Consider the following 16,250-nt stretch of genomic DNA (forward strand, 5'->3'; position numbering starts at 1 on the left):
GGTCAGCAGGACGCCGCCCCGGCAGATCGCGGTCCCGGAGCCTCGGTGCTCCCGGCGGCGTTGCTGCTGCTGGCGGCCGGCCTGCACCTGGGCGGTGGCCGTGCACCGGACCGGACGAGCGTGCTGCTCGCCGTGGCGACGCTGCCGCCGCTGGTGCTGCGCGAGCTGCTGCGCTCCGGCGACGCGACCAGCACCGACCGGCGTGCCGCGCACCGCCGCCATGCCGGCGGCCGGGGGGTCCGGCACCGCCGGGCGGCGCCGCCGCGCTGGCTCGGCGCGTCGGACCGTCGGGTCGGTGCGCCCGACGACGCGCCCACCACCTCGAACGGCGTCGGCGCGACCTGGCCGTCCGGCGACGAGGTGTCGTGGTCGGCGCTGAGCGGGGAGTGCCTTCCGGCTGGTGGCGTCCCGGGTAACCGGGCGGCCCTGCTGGACGCCCTCGCCGCGATGGGCGACGTGCCGGCGCCGACCGGTGCTCTGCTGCTGGTCGATCTGCACGGCGCCGACGGTGTCGGCCCGGCGGTCCGGGAGGACGTGCTGGTCGAGGCGGTCCGCCGGGCCCGGGCGGTTGTCGCCGCCGGCGACCTCGTCACCGGGTGCACGAGCGCCGGCTTCGCGGTGGTCACCACCGCCGGCCCGGTGCTGGCGTACGCGCTGGGCATCCGGCTGCTGACCGCGCTCAACCCGCCGTACCAGCTGGGCGGGGCGGTGCTGCGCGTGCAGGCGAGCATCGGGCTGGCCGAGGTGAGCGGCACCGGCCCGGCGGACGTGCTCCGCCAGGCCGAGCTGGCCCGGCGGCGGGCCGTGCAGCTCGGCCGGGAGCGGGTCGAGTGGTACGACGCGTTCCTCGAGGAGCAGCTGGTCCGCCGGCTCGACCTGGAACGGGAGCTGCCCGGCGCGGTGGCGCGCGGCGAGCTGGACCTGGTCTACCAGCCGGTGCTCGGCCTGGCCGACCGGCAGCCGGTGGGCGCCGAGGCGTTGCTGCGCTGGCGCAGTCCGGTGCTCGGCACGGTGCTGCCGGCCGAGTTGCTGCCGGTCGCGGAGGACCTGGACCTGGTCGGCGAGCTGGAGTGGTGGGTGCTGGACCGGGCCTGCCGCCAGTTGGCCGACTGGTCGGCGGGCACCCGGGAGCTGTGGATGGCGGTCAACGTCACCACCCGGGAACTAACCACCCCCGACTTCGTGCAGCGTGCCGCGGCGGTGCTGGCCGCGTACGGGGTGTCGCCGGAGCGGCTGGTGGTGGAGGTCGCCGAGCCGAGGATCGCCGCCGACCTGCCGACCGTGGTGGCTCGGCTGGCCGGGCTGCGGTCGCTGGGGGTCCGTACGGCGCTGGACGACTTCCGGGCCGAGCACGCGTCACTGGCCCAGCTGCGCCGCCTGCCGATCGATCTGCTGAAGGTGGGTCCGGAGCTGGTGGGCGCCCGGCCGGCCGGGCAGCCGCCGCTGATCGACGTGGTGGTCAACGTCGGCGAGCGGCTGGGGGTGGAGATCGTCGCCGAGGAGTTGGAGTCGCCGGCCCAGGTCGACGGGGCGCACCGGGCCGGCTGCCGGTACGGGCAGGGCTTCGCGCTGGCGCGCCCGGCGACGGCCGAGCGGGTCGAGGCGTACTTCGAGGAGTTTCCCTCGACGTCCCGCTGACCCGTCGCCGGGATGAACCGGTTCACCTCTCCCGTGGCGGTGCGGTGCTGCCGCGCGGGGTGAGGTGCGGCGTCTCGTCCTGGACCCGGGTCGCGGCCTGGCCGCCGATGACGGCGAGCAGTTGCCGGGCGGCGTGCGCCCCGTACGCCGGGATGTCGCGGCCCAGCGCGGTCAGCGGCGGGTGGACCAGCCGGCACAGCGGTGAGTCGTCCCAGGCCACGATGGACAGGTCGCCCGGCACGGTGAGCCCCATCTCCTGGGCGACGGAGAGCCCCGCGATGGCCATCACGTCGTTGTCGTAGATGACGGCGGTGGGCCGCTGGGCGGAGCTGAGCAGCCGGCGGGTGGCCCGACCGCCCTCCTCGCCGGTGTAGTCCGACCAGACGGTGACGGCGTCGACCAGGCCGAGCCGCTGGCACACCGTGCCGAACGCGTCGGTGCGGATCTCGGTGTGCCGCAGGTCGGGCAGGCCACCGACCCGGGCGATCCGGCGGTGCCCGAGCGCGACCAGGTATTCCACCGCCTCGGTCAGCGCGGCCGCGTCGTCGGACCAGACGCTGGCCAGGTCGCCGGTGCCGCCCGGCCCGCCGATCACCACGGCGGGGAGCTGGAGCTGTTCGAGAGCGGGGATGCGACGGTCGTCGGTGCGCAGATCGCAGACGAGCACGCCGTCCACCCGTCGCTCGCCCCACCAGCGCCGGTAGACCGCGATCTCGGCGTCCTGGTCGGCCACCACCTGAAGGGTCAGCGCGTACGAGCGGGCGGAGAGTTCCGCCTCGACGCCGCTGATCAGCTCCATGAAGAACGGCTCGATGCCCAGTATCCGGGCCGGCCGGCACAGGGCCAGGCCGACAGCCTCGGCGGTGGCGCCGGAGAGGGCCCGGGCGGCGCTGCTCGGGCTGAACCCGATCTCGGCGGCGATGGCCAGGATGCGCTGCCGGGTCGTCTCGGAGACGCCGGGCTGCCCGTTCAGCGCGTACGACACGGCGCCCTTGGACACCCCGGCGCGTCGGGCGACGTCGGCGATGGTCGGCCGCTTCACCGGCGTGCTCCTCCACTCTCGCCCCGGCAGGGGTCGGATCTCCTGGCTGCCGCTGGGCGCGGGCCCGGCCAGCGGGTCGCGGGGTGTCGGCGGCCTCAACCTAGCGCAGTCGGCGTCGGCGGTCGCCGGCCGACCGTCCACGGTCGACGCCGGCCGTCGGAGCGGGCCGGCTTGTCCGGTTCAGCGTGCCGGTGCCGTCGCGGGGTGGACGGGCCGCCCGGCGTGCGGAGCTGCGGCGGAAAGCGCTCCACCACGCATGTCGCGCTCCCATGCGACTCTCCTTGCGCGAATCCGGCACGGCGTTAACACGTCGTTGACACCCCTGGAACCGGCCCGTACGGTGGCTTCACTTATCCGGTTCAGTCAACGCCTCTCGATGTCGGGAGCGTTCCCACTTGCTCGGAGGATGCCATGAAACGCTCCTGGACCCGGTGGGCCCGCGCGGTCGCCGCGGGTACGGTCGGCCTCGCCCTGGTCGCCGCGTGCAGCGGTAAGAGCGGGCAGGATTCCGGCGCGGCAGACGGTCAGGTCACCCTGAAAATCAACTTCTGGGGCGACTTCGGCCTCCAGGACCTCAAGACGAAGTACGAGGCGGCCAACCCGAACGTCAAGATCCAGCTGAACTCCGGCGAGTACAACGCCCAACACGAGGACCTGCAGAAAAAGCTGGTCGCCGGCTCCGGCGCGCCGGACATCGCCGCCATCGACGAGGGCTTCATGGTGCAGTTCCGGAGCCAGTCCGACAAGTTCGTCAACCTGCTCGACAAGGGCGCCGGGGAGTACGAGAGCAAGTACCTGCCGTGGAAGTGGAAGCAGTCGCTCTCCGCGGACGGCAAGACCCAGATCGGACTCGGCACCGATGTCGGCGGCCTGGCCATGTGCTACCGCACCGACCTGTTCAAGGCCGCCGGGCTGCCCACCGCGCCTGACCAGGTCTCCGCCCTCTGGCCCACCTGGGACCGGTTCATCGAGGTCGGCCGGCAGTACACCGGCAAGACCAACAAGAAGTTCATCGACGCCGGCAGCAACCTGTTCAACCCGATCCTCGGCCAGCAGCCGGTCGGCTTCTACAACGAGCAGGACCAGCTCCAGATGGAGCAGGGCCCGAAGGTCGCCTTCGACTACACCATCAAGGCGATCCAGGCCGGCCTCTCCGCCAACCTGGCCACCTTCCAGGCCGACTGGGACAAGGGCTTCACCAGTGGCTCCTTCGCGGTGCTCGCCTGCCCGGCCTGGATGCTCGGGCACATCAAGGACACCGCGCCCGGCACCGAGGGCAAGTGGGACATCGCCGCGGTGCCGGGTGGCGGCGGCAACTGGGGCGGCTCCTTCCTCACCGTCCCCAAGCAGAGCAAGCACGCCGACGAGGCGTACAAGCTGGTGGAGTGGCTGGTCCAGCCGGAGCAGCAGATCGAGATCTTCAAGAAGGTCGGCAACCTGCCGTCGCAGCCGGCCCTCTACAGCGATCCGGCCATCGCCGACTTCAAGAACCCGTTCTTCACCAACGCGCCGGTCGGGCAGATCTTCCCGAAGATGGCGCAGGGCCTGACCCCGCAGTACCTGGGCAAGAAGAACGGCCCGACCCGGGTTGCCGTGGAGAACGTGCTGATCCGGGTGCAGAACAAGACCCTCAAGCCCGAGGCCGCCTGGGCCGAGGCGGTCAAGGAAGCCGAGAAGGTTAGCACCTCCTGAGCACCTCGGGCGCGGGGGTGGGCCGGACACCGGGTCGCCCCCGCGCCGCCCGCGCGCGTACCCCGTCTCTTCGGCCCTGGAGTGTCCCGATGTCCACCACCCGCGCCGCGCCCGCGTCGTCGGGCCGTCGAGCCGCCGCCGGGCGGCACGAGCACGGCACCGACCCGGACCACCGCCGGCTGAGCTGGCGCGACCGGCTGTACCGCTTCGACATGCGCTACATGCCGTACGTGTTGATCGCGCCCTTCTTCCTGATCTTTCTGATCTTCGGGCTGTTCCCGCTCGTCTTCAACGGCGTCGTCGCGCTGCGCAACTACCGGCTGGACGACCCGACGCTGACCGGCTGGGCCGGCCTGGCGAACTTCCGCCAGCTCTTCGGCGACGACGACTTCTGGAACGCGCTCTACAACACGTTCGGCATCTTCCTGCTCTCCTCGGTGCCGCAACTGCTGTTCGCGCTGATCGTGGCGTCGTTGCTCAACCGGCGGCTGCGGGCGCAGACCTGGTGGCGGGTGGGCGTGCTGCTGCCGTACGTCACCCCGATCGTCGCCTCGACGATGGTGTTCAGCGTCTTCTTCTCCCGCGACTCCGGGATGGCCAACTGGGTGCTCGGCCTCGTCGGCATCGGCGGCGACGAACCGATCAACTGGCGGGCCGACAAGCTGCACGCCTGGATCGCCATCGCCACGATGGTCAACTGGAAGTGGATCGGCTACAACGCGCTGCTCTACCTGGCCGCCATGCAGTCCATCCCGCGCGACGTCTACGAGGCCGCCGCGGTCGACGGGGCCGGCCCGTGGCGTCAGCTCTGGCGGATCACCGTGCCGATGATCCAGCCGGTGATCGTGTTCACCGTCATCCTCTCCACCATCGGCGGGTTCCAGCTCTTCATCGAGCCGATGCTGTTCGACCTCAACTCCCAGGCCGCCACCGGTGGGCCCAACGGCGAGTGGCAGACCATCGCCCAGCTGATCTACAAGGTCGGCTGGAAGGACCTGAACCTCGGGTACGCGGCCGCGATGAGCTGGGCACTCTTCCTGATCATCCTGGTCGTGGCCGGGATCAACACGCTGCTGACCAACCGACTCTCCGGAGGGCGATCCAGGTGAGCGCCGTCGACACCGCACCGCCCTCGCCGGCGGTCACCACGAGCCGCCGCCGGCGGGCCGCCCTGATGGGCCGGGCGCCGCAGGACACCCCGGCCGGCATCGGGACGTACCTGCTGCTGGCCACCACCATGCTGTTCGCGGCATTCCCGCTGTACTGGATGTTCGTCATCGCCACCAGCAACGACGAGGCCCTGGCCCAGATCCCGCCGACGGTGGTCCCCGGCGACCGGTTCCTGGTCAACCTGGACGAGGTCTTCTCCCTCCAGGACGTGTACTTCGCCGCCTCGCTGGTCAACAGCGTGATCGTCTCGACGGCGGTGACCGCGGCGATGCTGTTCTTCTGCTCGCTCGCCGGGTTCGCGTTCGCCAAGCTGCGCTTCGCCGGCAGCCGGTGGCTGATGCTGTTCGTGGTGCTCACCCTCACCGTGCCGAACCAGCTCGGCGTCGTCGCGCTGTACATCGTGATGGGCAAACTGGGCTGGAACGGCACCCTGCTGGCGGTCATCGTGCCCGGCCTGGTCACCGCGTTCGGCGTCTTCTACATGCGGCAGTTCATCGTCAACACCGTGCCGGACGAGCTGGTCGAGTCGGCCCGGATGGACGGCGCGACCACCATGCGGGTCTACCGGTCCATCGTCCTGCCGGCGATCCGGCCGGCCCTCGCGGTGCTCGGCCTGCTCACCTTCGTCGCGACCTGGAACGACTTCCAGTGGCCGCTGATCACCCTGGGCGGCACCGACTACCCGACGTCGATGGTCGCCATCTCCGACCTGGCCAGCGGCAACTACGTCATCTACCGTCGGGTGCTCGCCGGGGCCTTCGTGGCTACGATCCCTCTGTTGATCATGCTGTTCATCGGTGGACGCCAGATCGTCCGCGGAATCATGGAAGGTGCGGTGAAATCGTGAGCCGACAGGCACTCCACGACGGCTGGACCCTGCGGGCGGCGCCCGGAGCGCAGGTCCCGCCGGAGATCGCCGACCGATCCGTGCCGGCCACCGTGCCCGGGTGCGTGCACACCGACCTGCTCGACGCCGGGCTGATCCCCGACCCCTACCTCGACGACAACGAGCTGGCGCTGGCCTGGATCGGGCACACCGACTGGAGCTACCGGACGACCTTCCGACGCCCGCCGGACGACCATGACCGGGTCGACCTGGTCTGCGCCGGCCTGGACACCGTCGCCACCCTCACCGTCAACGGTGTGGAGGTCGGCCGCACCGAGAACATGCACCGCGGCTACCGCTTCGACGTCCGCTCCCTGCTGCGCGACGGCGACAACGACCTGGTCGTCACGTTCGACTCCGCCTACCGGTACGCCGAGGCGCAGCAGGAGCGGCTCGGCGACCGGCCGAACGCCTACCCGGAGCCGTTCCACTTCATCCGCAAGATGGCCTGCAACTTCGGCTGGGACTGGGGGCCGACGCTCGTCACCGCCGGCATCTGGCAGGAGATCGGCCTGCACGCCTGGTCCACCGCCCGGTTGGCCACCGTCCGCCCGCTGGTGACCCTGGCCGGCCGGGACGGGCGGGTCGAGCTGCACGTCGAGGTCGAGCGGGTCGCGGACGTCCCGCTGACCGTCCGGGCCACCGTCGCCGGCGCCCACGCCGAGGTGGTCGTCCCGGCCGGGCAGCGCACGGCCGTGCTGACCCTCGCCGTCCGCGAGCCCGCGCTGTGGTGGCCCCGGGGGTACGGCGAGCAGGCCCGCCACCCGCTGGAGGTGACCCTGCACGCGCCCGACGGCGACACCCTCGACAGGTGGTCCCGGCGGATCGGCTTCCGATCGGTCCGGTTGGACACCACCCCCGACGAGCACGGCACCTCGTTCGCGCTGTCGGTCAACGACGTCCCGGTCTTCGTACGCGGGGTCAACTGGATCCCGGACGACGTGTTCCCCAACCGGGTCACCCGGGAGCGGCTGGCCGGGCGGTTCGACCAGGCCGCCGAGGCCAACATCAACCTGCTGCGGGTCTGGGGCGGCGGCCGGTACGAGTCGGCGGACTTCTACGACCTCGCCGACGAGCGGGGGCTGCTGGTCCAGCAGGACTTCCTGTTCGCCTGCGCCGCGTACCCCGAGGAGGAACCCTTCGGCAGCGAGGTTGCCGCCGAGGCCGCCGAACAGGTGACGCGGCTGGCGCCGCACCCGTCGCTGGTGCTCTGGACCGGCAACAACGAGAACATCTGGGGCTGGCACGACTGGGACTGGCAGGAGCCACTGGACGGGCGCACCTGGGGGCGCGGCTACTACCTGGACGTGCTACCCCGCATCGTCGGCGAGCTGGACCCGACCCGCCCGTACTGGCCGGGCAGTCCCTGGTCGGGCACCGAGGAGATCCACCCCAACGACCCGGCGCACGGCACCACGCACATCTGGGACGTGTGGAACACCGACGACTACACGAAGTACCGGGAGTACGTGCCCCGCTTCGTCGCCGAGTTCGGCTACCAGGGCCCGCCGGCGTACGCCACGTTGCGCCGGGCGCTGAGCGACGAACCGCTCGCCCACGACTCGCCGGGAATGGCACACCACCAGAAGGCGACCGGCGGTGACGCGAAGCTCCAGCGGGGCCTGGACGCGCACCTGCCCGCCCCGGCGGACTTCGACGACTGGCACTACCTGACGCAACTCAACCAGGCCCGGGCGATCCAGCTCGGCGTGGAGCACTTCCGCTCGCACCGGGACATCTGCGCCGGCACGATCGTCTGGCAGCTCAACGACTGCTGGCCGGTCACCTCCTGGTCGGCCGTCGACGGCGACGGCCGGCGCAAACCACTGTGGTACGCGCTACGCCACGCGTACGCCGACCGGTTGCTCACCGTTCAGCCCCGCGACAACGGCCTCGCGCTCGTCGCGGTGAACGACGGCGGCACACCCTGGCGGGCGTCGGCGTCGGTGACCCGGCTGACCCTCACCGGCGAGCCGCGGGCGAAGACGACGGTGGAGCTGGACGTCCCCGCGTACTCGGCGGTGACGCTGGCGCTGCCCGCGGAGCTGGCGCGGCCGGAGGAGGCCCGGCGGGAGCTGCTGGTCGCCGAGGCGGGGGAGAGCGCCGAGCGGGCACTGTGGTTCTTCGCCGAGGACCGGGACGTCGACTGGCCGGCGGCGGCCTGGGACGCGACGGTCGAGCCGGTCGACGACGGGCAGCGGGTCCGGGTCACCGCCCGCACGGTGCTGCGCGACCTCACCCTCTACGCGGACCGGCTGGACCCGTCCGCCGAGGTGGACCAGGCACTGGTCACCCTGCTGCCCGGCGAGTCGGTCACCCTCACGGTGCGCGCCGACGCCGCGCTGGACCCGGCTCTGCTGACCGCCCGACCGGTCCTGCGCTGCGTCAACGACATCACGTCGAGCTAGCGGCACCCCCCGGAACTCGCGATCGCCGGTCGTCTCTGCCGGGGCAAGCAGTCGGATGAGCGCGATACCTCAGAGGTATTTTTATGCCTCTGAGGTATCGCGTTCCAAGAGGACCGGGCGCCGACAGGCGACTGCATCTCCCTCAACCATGTGTGATTGGCGTCGTCCGAATGTCAACTGCCGGCCGTGCCCCCGGGCGCTTGAGCGGCCGAAGCTGTCGCATAGCGGATAGCAGACGTCCTGCCGGCCGGGCGGGAGCGGTTCAATGACAGGCATGCGGGGGATCAGCGGCACGGCGAAGGCGAAGGCACTCATCCTGGCGGCCATCCCGGCGGGCGCCGTCGGTTTCCTCCTCACCGGCCGGTGGGCGATCGTCGCGATCGTGGCCAACCTCGTGCTGCTCGCCGCCGGTGGCGGCCTGTGGTGGTTCGAGGTTCGTTGGGCACGGCGCTGGCCTCGCCTGAACCGGGTCGGCGTACCCGACGACGTCCCCGAGCCCGAGGGCGACGACGCCTACCGCGGCGCTCTTGATCACGGGGATCCCGAGTCGGTGGTGTTGGCCTCGCGACGGGTTCGCAGGCATCAGCTGACGTTGTCGACGACGAGCCGGCTTCGCCGGTACGGGATGCGGCGGTCGGTCACGGACGAGTCGGCCGGTGGCGCCAAGGACCTGACGATGGTGGCGAACAGCCTGACCCAGATTCAGGGTGTGCTCCAGTCGGCGCAGCGCAACGCCCGGCGTGAGCAGCTGTGGTGGTTGGTCGCGGGGCTCGCGGCGTCCATCCCGATCGGCGTCGCCATCAACCTCGCCACCGGTTAGGCGGCCGGGCGCGTCACGCTGGACCGGTCGACAGCGCGAGCGGTGGACCGGAAGGGACGTCCCTCCAGGCCCACCGCTGATCAGAAGCGCGCGGCGGTTCAGGCCCGGGCGGCGGCGAGCACCTGGCCGACCAGCGCCCCGGACGTGCCGGACCGCTCGTACTCGGGCCGGTGCAGGGTGCCGCCCATGAGCGGCGCCGGGTTGCGGTGCACGGCCGGGCTGTCGGAGCTGACCAGGGCCGCGAAGTGGTACTCGTCGGCCCCGGTCGCCTCGACGATGCGGGCGATGTTGCGCGGGGTGATGCCGCCGCCCGGCATGATGACGATCCGCCCGGCGGCCCGGCGGACCAGGTCGGCGATGAGCGGGGCGCCCTCAAGCACGCTGACCTCCTGGCCGGAGGTGAGCACGCGGTGCACTCCCAGCTCGATGAGCTGCTCCAGCGCGGCGTACGGGTCGCGGACCATGTCGAACGCGCGGTGGAAGGTGATGCTGGCGTCACCGGCGGCGGCGATCAGCCGGCGGGTGGTCGGCACGTCGACGTCACCCTCGGCGGTGAGTGCGCCGATCACGATGCCGTGCGCGCCGGCCGCCACCGCGGCTCGCACGTCCCGCTCCATCGCCTCGATCTCGAGCGGCGAGTAGATGAAGTCGCCGGCGCGGGGGCGGACGATCACGTGCACCCGGATCCGGGTGACGGTGCGCAGGGTCGTCTCGATGGTGCCCAAGCTGGGCGTCAACCCGCCGTCGAAGAGCGCGGAGCACAGCTCCACCCGGTCGGCGCCGGCCTCCTCGGCGGCAACCGCTCCCTCGACGCTGTCGATGCAGATCTCGAATGTGCTCATGACTCTTCCTTTTCGGTGCGAGAGGGTGCCCGGGTCCAATCGATGGCGGCGGTGACGGCGCCGACCGGTTCGCCGCCGCCGAGCACCGGCACCCGGCGGAGCGCGTCGGCCCCGTCGACGGGTACGCCCACGGCGTCCAGGGCGGCGAGCACGATGGCGGTGGTGGCTCGGGGCGAGCCGTCGACCACCTTCACCGCGACCGCGTGACCGTCCGGGGTGGCCACCGCGAGGACGCCCTCGGCCCCGCCCTTAGCGAGCACGCCGGGCAGCGCCCGCATCAGGTCGGTGTTCGGGTGCCCGTGCCAGCCGCCCACGTACTCCGGGTACTGGCGCATCGCCTGGGCGACCCGCTCCTCGGGGCTGCCCGCGGGCGCGGTGACCAGCGCCTGGAACGTGCGGGCCAGGCCGGTCAGCGGCAGACCGAACAGCGGTGCGCCGCAGCCGTCGACCGCACGGTGGGCGATCGGCGTTCCGGCGAGCCGCGCGACGGTGGCCGCGGTCTCCCGCTGGAGCGGGTGGTCGGGGTCCAGGTAGTCGTGTGTGCTCCAGGACCGGGCCACGCACGCGACGAGCATCGCGGCGTGCTTGCCGGAGCAGTTCATCCGGATTCGCTCGCGCTGCCCGCCGGCGCGGATCAGCCGGTCCCGGGTCGGCTCGTCCTCCGGCCAGTCAACCGGGCAACCGAGCGCGTCCTCGGTCAGGCCCGCGTCGGCGAGCATCGCCCGGACCACCTCGACGTGCCGGTCGTCACCGGTGTGGCTGCCGGCGGCGAGCGCCAGTGCCGGCCCTTTCAGCGTGTCGGTGCCGCCGAGCGCTCCGGTCGCCGCGACGAGGCAGGCCAGTGCCTGCACCGGCTTGAGGGTGGAGCGGGGGAGCGCCGGCTCGTCGGGCACACCGGCGGCGTGCGCGACCGCGCCGTCCGGGTCGAGCACCACGACGCTGCCGTAGTGCCGGCTCTCGACGAAGCCGTTGCGGACGACGCGGGCCAGTTCGGCGTAACGGGGAATGGTCACCGGACGGTGGTCCCTTCGGTGAGCGGCGGCGGGAGGTCCGCGGTCCGTCGTCCGCGCCGGCCGGTGAGCCGGCCGTTGCGGGCCTGGAGTACGCGGGCGAACTTCGACAGCGACGCGTTGACCACCAGGTAGATCAGCGCCACCACCAGGAACGTCTGGATCAGCAGATGGGTGTACGAGGAGAGCACCTGACCGCTGTAGAGCAGCTCGGTGTAGCTGACCACGAAGCCGAGCGAGGTGTCCTTGAGCAGTCCGACCAGCTGGCTGACCAGGGACGGTGCCAGTTGGAGCAGCGCCTGTGGCAGGACGACCAGCGCCATGACCTGCCCCCGGCGCAACCCGACCGCGAGGCCGGCCTCGGTCTGCCCCCGGTCCAGGGCCAGGATGCCGGCCCGGAAGATCTCCGCGAACGCCGCCGAGTTGGAGACCACCAGCGGCACCACGAGCTTCCAGAACAGGGGGAAGTTCATGCCGTACTGCGGCAGCGCGAACAGCGTCACGTAGATCAGCAGGAGGGCGGGCACGGTCCGGAAGATCTCCACGTACGCGCCGGCCGCCCAGCGGAGCGGTCGACGTGCCGACAGCCGGCCGAGCGCCAGCAGCAGCCCGAGCGCGGCGCTGAGCACAGCGGTCGCGGCGGCGGCGCGCACCGTGGCCCAGAGCCCGGTCAGCAGGTACCGCCAGATCGGCCACGTGGTGAACGGCTCCCAGCGTTCGGCGGCCAGTTCGCCGTGGCTGGCGAACTGGCGCACCGCCGCGACGACGGCGCCGGCGAGGACCACCGCGCCCAGCACGGTGGCGATCCGGATGCGCCGCCGGGCCCTCGGGCCCGGCTCGTCGAAGAGGATCTGTCGGGTCTGGTTCATCGGACGATCGCCAGCCTTCGTTCGAGCAGGCCGGTGACCTGACCGATGATCAGCGCCAGCAGCATGTAGGCGAGGCCCGCGCCGGTGAAGACGGCGATCGGCTGGGCCTCGAGGAGGTTCACGTTGTTGGCGGCCTGGGTCAGCTCGACCACCCCGACGGCGGCGGCCAGCGACGTGTTCATCAGCAGCGCGATGCAGATGTTGCCGATCGGCTGGATCACCGCCCGCAGTCCCTGCGGCAGGATCACGTGCCGCAGGGACTGGCCGAAGGTGAGCCCGATGGCGCGTGCCGCCTCGGCCTGGCCCACGCCCACCGTGTTGATCCCGGCCCGGATCGCCTCGGCCAGGTACGCCCCCTCATAGGCGGCGATGACGATGGCGGCGGAGGTGAACAGCGGGAACGAGATGCCGATGGTCGGCAGCGCGAAGACGAAGAGCACCAGCAGCGCCAGCAGCGGCAGGTTCTGGAGCACCTCCACGTACGCCGTGCCGATGGCGCGCAGCAGCGGGACGGGGGCGATCCGCAGGGTGGCCACGGCGATGCCGAGCAGCATCGCCCCGACGGTGGTCACGACGGTCAGTTCGACCGTCGTGACCAGGCCGTGGCCGAGTTCGCTCAGGTGGGTGGTGAGGGCGTCCATCGGCGCGGGAGGCTGCTCAGGAGCCGTCGGCGGAACCGAGGGCCGGCGGGTTGGGCGCCCCACCCTCGACCACCGAGCCGAGGGTGGCCTCCCAGACCTTCGCCCAGGTGCCGTCTGCCTGGATCTTCTTCAGCCAGTTGTTGACGAACTCCTTGAACTGCGCGTCCTCCCGGTTCAGGCCGATGCCGTACGACTCCGTGGTGAACGGCTCGCCGACCACCTTCATGCCGGGGTTGGCCTTGGCGTTCGAGGCGAGGAGGGTGAAGTCCTGCACGTACGCGTCGCCGCGGTTCTGCAGCAGCGCCTGCACCGCCTGCGGGTCGGTGCCGAACGCGACCTGGTTGGAACCGGGCGCGGCGCTGGGCAGCGCGGTGACCGCGGGGGTGTTCGCCCCGACGATGACCGTCTTGCCGGCGAGGTCCTGCACGCTCTTGATCGCGGTGTCGTCCTTGCGGACCGCGACCGCGAGGCCCGAGGTGAGGTAGGGCCCGGCGAAGGCGACCTGCGTGGCCCGCTGCGGGGTGATGGTGTACGTCTGGAAGACGACGTCCACCGACTTGGCCTGGAGCATCGCCTCCCGGGTCTGGGTGCCGATGGTCGTGGTCTTCACCTCGGGCTTGCCGGTGATGTACTTCGCCAGCAGCTTGGCCATGTCGGCGTCGAAGCCCTCGATGGTGCCGGTGACCGGGTTCTGCTGGGACAGCAGCGGGGCGTCCAGGGAGCCGCCGACGGTCAGGTGGCCGCGCTTGCGGATCGCGTCCATCGTGGAGCCGGCCGGGATGTCCGCGTCGGTGGCCACCGGCGCGGCGTCGTACACCGACTGGGCGACCACGCCGTCGCCGCCCAGGCCCGGGTTGCCGGGCAGGGCCGGCGTGCTGCCGCCGTCGCCGCCGCAACCGGCGGCGGCGAGGGCCACCGCCACGGCGGTGGCGCCGAGCGCGAGCGAGCGACGCCTGGTGAAGCTCGTCTTGAGGATTGACATGCCACCCTCCCGTTGGGGGCTAGTGCTGGAGGATCTTGGACAGGAAGTCGCGGGCCCGCTCGGTGCGGGGGGCTGCGAAGAAGTCGTCGGGGGTACCGGACTCGATGATCCGGCCGTCGTCCATGAAGACGACGCGGTCGGCGGCGCGGCGGGCGAAGCCCATCTCGTGGGTGACCACGATCATGGTCATCCCCTCGGCGGCGAGGGAGACCATCACGTCGAGGACCTCGTTGACCATTTCCGGGTCGAGGGCCGAGGTCGGCTCGTCGAAGAGCAGCACCTTCGGTCGCATGGCCAGCGCGCGGGCGATGGCGGCGCGTTGCTGCTGCCCGCCGGAGAGCTGGGCCGGGTGGTGGTCCGCCTTGTCGGCGATGCCGACCCGCTCCAGCAGCGTCATCGCCTGCTGGCGTGCCTCGGTTCGGGAGGTCCGGCGGACCCGGGTGGGGCCGAGGGTGATGTTGTCCAGCACCGTCTTGTGCCCGAAGAGGTTGAAGGACTGGAAGACCATGCCGACGTCGGCGCGCAGTCGGGCCAGCGCGCGGCCCTCGGCGGGTAGCGGCTCACCGTCGATCTCGACGCTGCCCTGCCCGACCGTCTCCAGACGGTTGAGGCAACGGCACAGGGTCGACTTTCCGGAGCCGGATGGGCCGACCACGACGACCACCTCACCGGCGGCCACCGTCAGGTCGATGTCCTTGAGCACGTGCAGCGGCCCGAACCATTTGTGCAGGCCACGGACCGACACCATCGGCCGGTCCGGCCCTGTCGTCCCGGGCCGGCCGGCGAGGTCGGACGCCGTCGTCGGTGCCACTACACGCCTACTTTCTTCGACTACAAAACGAAGTTCTCTACATATCGAAGCAACAGCGCCATCTAAAGGTAGAGAGCAAATTAAGTCAACAGGTTGCTGGAACAAACTCCGGGTGCTAAGAACCTGACGTGACGATTGACGACGCGCCGCGCGACGCCCTCCGGGGCGGCCCCCGGGAGCTGCTGCGGTGGGTGGCCAGTGGGGCGGCCGTCAGTCGTGCCGACCTGGCCCGGCTCTCCGGGCTGTCCCCGTCGACGGTCTCCCAACGCGTGGAGGCGTTGATCAGTCAGGGTCTGCTGGAGGAGGCCGGCGCCGGCCGGTCGCGGGGTGGCCGGCGGCCCCGCCAGCTCGCCGTGCCCACCGGCGGGGCCGTGGTCGGCGCCATCGACCTGGGCGCGCATCACGCGCGCGTCGGCACACTGGATCTCTCCGGCCGGGTGGTTCAGGCCCGCACCCTGCCGGTGCGCATCGAGGACGGTCCGGAGGAGGTGCTCGACGCGCTGCTGGCCGAGGTCTCCGCGCTGGTCGCCGTGCCCACCGGGCCGGACGGGGAGGCGGCCGACGGCGAGTCGGCGGCGGGCGCGCTGCGGGGCATCGGCGTCGGCATACCCGGCCCGGTGCAGCATGCGACCGGCCGGATCGTCAGCCCGTCACGGATGCCCGGCTGGAACGGCTTCGACGTCGCCGCCTTCTGCGCCGGCCGGGTCGAGGTGCCGGTCGTCGTGGACAACGACGCCAACCTGATGGCACTCGGCGCCCACCGCACGACACACCCCGACCTGGACCATGCCGTCTACATCAAGGCCGGCACCGGCATCGGCTCCGGAGTGATCTCCGACGGACGGCTGCACCGGGGCGCACAGGGCTCCGCCGGGGACATCAGCCACTGCCGGGTGGTGGCCGATCCCGCGCCGCCGTGCAGCTGCGGCAACGCCGGGTGCCTGGAGGCGGTGGCCAGCGGCGCAGCCCTGGTCACCGCGCTACGCGACCAGGGCGTGCCGGTCACCGACCTCACCGGCGTGATCCGCCTGATCGACGACGGCGACCGGCACGCCACCGCGCTCGCCCGGCAGGCCGGCCGGGCCATCGGCGAGATCCTGGCCGTGGTGGTCAACTTCTTCAACCCGCAGGTGGTGGCCATCGGCGGCCGGCTCGCCGACTGCGAACCCCTGCTGGCCAGCATGCGCGCCACCCTCTACGAGCGGTGCCTGCCGTTGGCCACCCAGACCCTGCTCATCGAACGGGTCGCCACCGGCCAGGATGTCGGCATCACCGGCGCCGCCCACCTGGTCATCGACCACGTCGTCGCGGCCGGCTGAGCCGGTCCACTGCGGAACGCGGGTCGACCCGGCCCGTGTCGGGGCGATGATCGACACGGGATCGCTGATGTCGCGGTGTCCGGGTCGACGGGATACCCCGATATCAGCTGGTCTCGTGTC

Annotated in this window: 14 protein-coding genes; 7 read left to right on the top strand and 7 right to left on the bottom strand. The window is 71.8% G+C overall.

Going from position 1 to position 16,250, the window contains the following annotated elements; genetic code table 11:
• Window positions 1-1,638: EAL domain-containing protein (locus DKT68_RS09340; RefSeq protein ID WP_236646806.1), on the top strand; the 1,638-nt coding region annotated here is incomplete at its 5' end.
• A 22-nt stretch (window positions 1,639-1,660) separates the two neighbouring features.
• Here DKT68_RS09340 and DKT68_RS09345 read toward each other — a convergent pair.
• The gene (locus DKT68_RS09345) at window positions 1,661-2,680 is read right to left on the bottom strand and encodes a LacI family DNA-binding transcriptional regulator (RefSeq protein WP_109817026.1); all 1,020 of its coding nucleotides are present in this window, start codon (window positions 2,678-2,680) and stop codon (window positions 1,661-1,663) included.
• 411 nt (window positions 2,681-3,091) lie between these two features.
• On the opposite strand from DKT68_RS09345, the gene DKT68_RS09350 reads away from it, so the two are divergent.
• The 5 genes from DKT68_RS09350 to DKT68_RS09370 all read left to right on the top strand — a co-directional run bounded on the left by DKT68_RS09350 (window position 3,092) and on the right by DKT68_RS09370 (window position 9,656).
• Window positions 3,092-4,372, top strand: a complete 1,281-nt coding sequence (locus tag DKT68_RS09350) for an ABC transporter substrate-binding protein (protein ID WP_109817027.1) — start codon at window positions 3,092-3,094, stop codon at window positions 4,370-4,372.
• An 89-nt stretch (window positions 4,373-4,461) separates the two neighbouring features.
• Window positions 4,462-5,481, top strand: a complete 1,020-nt coding sequence (locus tag DKT68_RS09355; protein ID WP_109817028.1) for a carbohydrate ABC transporter permease — start codon at window positions 4,462-4,464, stop codon at window positions 5,479-5,481.
• A 65-nt stretch (window positions 5,482-5,546) separates the two neighbouring features.
• Window positions 5,547-6,389 (top strand): carbohydrate ABC transporter permease, encoded by an 843-nt coding sequence (locus DKT68_RS09360; RefSeq protein WP_109817061.1) that lies wholly within the window; start codon window positions 5,547-5,549, stop codon window positions 6,387-6,389.
• Window positions 6,386-8,836: a glycoside hydrolase family 2 protein gene (locus DKT68_RS09365; protein WP_109817029.1), complete on the top strand. Its 2,451-nt coding sequence runs from the start codon at window positions 6,386-6,388 to the stop codon at window positions 8,834-8,836. Before DKT68_RS09360 ends, DKT68_RS09365 begins: the two co-directional genes overlap by 4 nt.
• Window positions 8,837-9,110: 274 nt before the next feature.
• Window positions 9,111-9,656, top strand: coding sequence for a hypothetical protein (locus DKT68_RS09370; RefSeq protein WP_109817030.1), 546 nt, complete (start codon window positions 9,111-9,113; stop codon window positions 9,654-9,656).
• A gap of 98 nt (window positions 9,657-9,754) precedes the next feature.
• Here DKT68_RS09370 and DKT68_RS09375 read toward each other — a convergent pair whose 3' ends face one another.
• Genes DKT68_RS09375 through DKT68_RS09400 form a run of 6 tightly spaced genes read right to left on the bottom strand, consistent with a single transcriptional unit; the run spans window position 9,755 to window position 14,748 of the window.
• Window positions 9,755-10,498: a copper homeostasis protein CutC gene (locus DKT68_RS09375; RefSeq protein WP_109817031.1), complete on the bottom strand. Its 744-nt coding sequence runs from the start codon at window positions 10,496-10,498 to the stop codon at window positions 9,755-9,757.
• Window positions 10,495-11,511 carry an asparaginase gene (locus DKT68_RS09380; protein ID WP_109817032.1) on the bottom strand — a complete coding sequence of 339 codons (1,017 nt, stop codon included), beginning with the start codon at window positions 11,509-11,511 and terminating at the stop codon, window positions 10,495-10,497. The genes DKT68_RS09375 and DKT68_RS09380 overlap by 4 nt, the downstream gene beginning before the upstream one ends.
• A complete protein-coding gene (locus DKT68_RS09385; RefSeq protein ID WP_109817033.1) occupies window positions 11,508-12,377 on the bottom strand; it encodes an amino acid ABC transporter permease in 870 nt (289 codons plus the stop codon). Before DKT68_RS09385 ends, DKT68_RS09380 begins: the two co-directional genes overlap by 4 nt.
• Window positions 12,374-13,018 carry an amino acid ABC transporter permease gene (locus tag DKT68_RS09390; RefSeq protein WP_109817034.1) on the bottom strand — a complete coding sequence of 215 codons (645 nt, stop codon included), beginning with the start codon at window positions 13,016-13,018 and terminating at the stop codon, window positions 12,374-12,376. The genes DKT68_RS09385 and DKT68_RS09390 overlap by 4 nt, the downstream gene beginning before the upstream one ends.
• A gap of 16 nt (window positions 13,019-13,034) precedes the next feature.
• Window positions 13,035-14,000 (bottom strand): glutamate ABC transporter substrate-binding protein, encoded by a 966-nt coding sequence (locus DKT68_RS09395; protein WP_109817035.1) that lies wholly within the window; start codon window positions 13,998-14,000, stop codon window positions 13,035-13,037.
• A 19-nt stretch (window positions 14,001-14,019) separates the two neighbouring features.
• On the bottom strand, window positions 14,020-14,748 hold the full coding sequence (locus DKT68_RS09400; RefSeq protein ID WP_109817036.1) for an amino acid ABC transporter ATP-binding protein: 729 nt from the start codon (window positions 14,746-14,748) through the stop codon (window positions 14,020-14,022).
• A gap of 191 nt (window positions 14,749-14,939) precedes the next feature.
• On the opposite strand from DKT68_RS09400, the gene DKT68_RS09405 reads away from it, so the two are divergent.
• Complete coding sequence (locus tag DKT68_RS09405; RefSeq protein WP_201748971.1) at window positions 14,940-16,130, top strand: ROK family transcriptional regulator; 1,191 nt, start codon at window positions 14,940-14,942, stop codon at window positions 16,128-16,130.
• Window positions 16,131-16,250 lie beyond the last annotated feature (120 nt).

It is taken from the genome of Micromonospora acroterricola, assembly GCF_003172955.1.
Lineage (GTDB): Bacteria > Actinomycetota > Actinomycetes > Mycobacteriales > Micromonosporaceae > Micromonospora > Micromonospora acroterricola.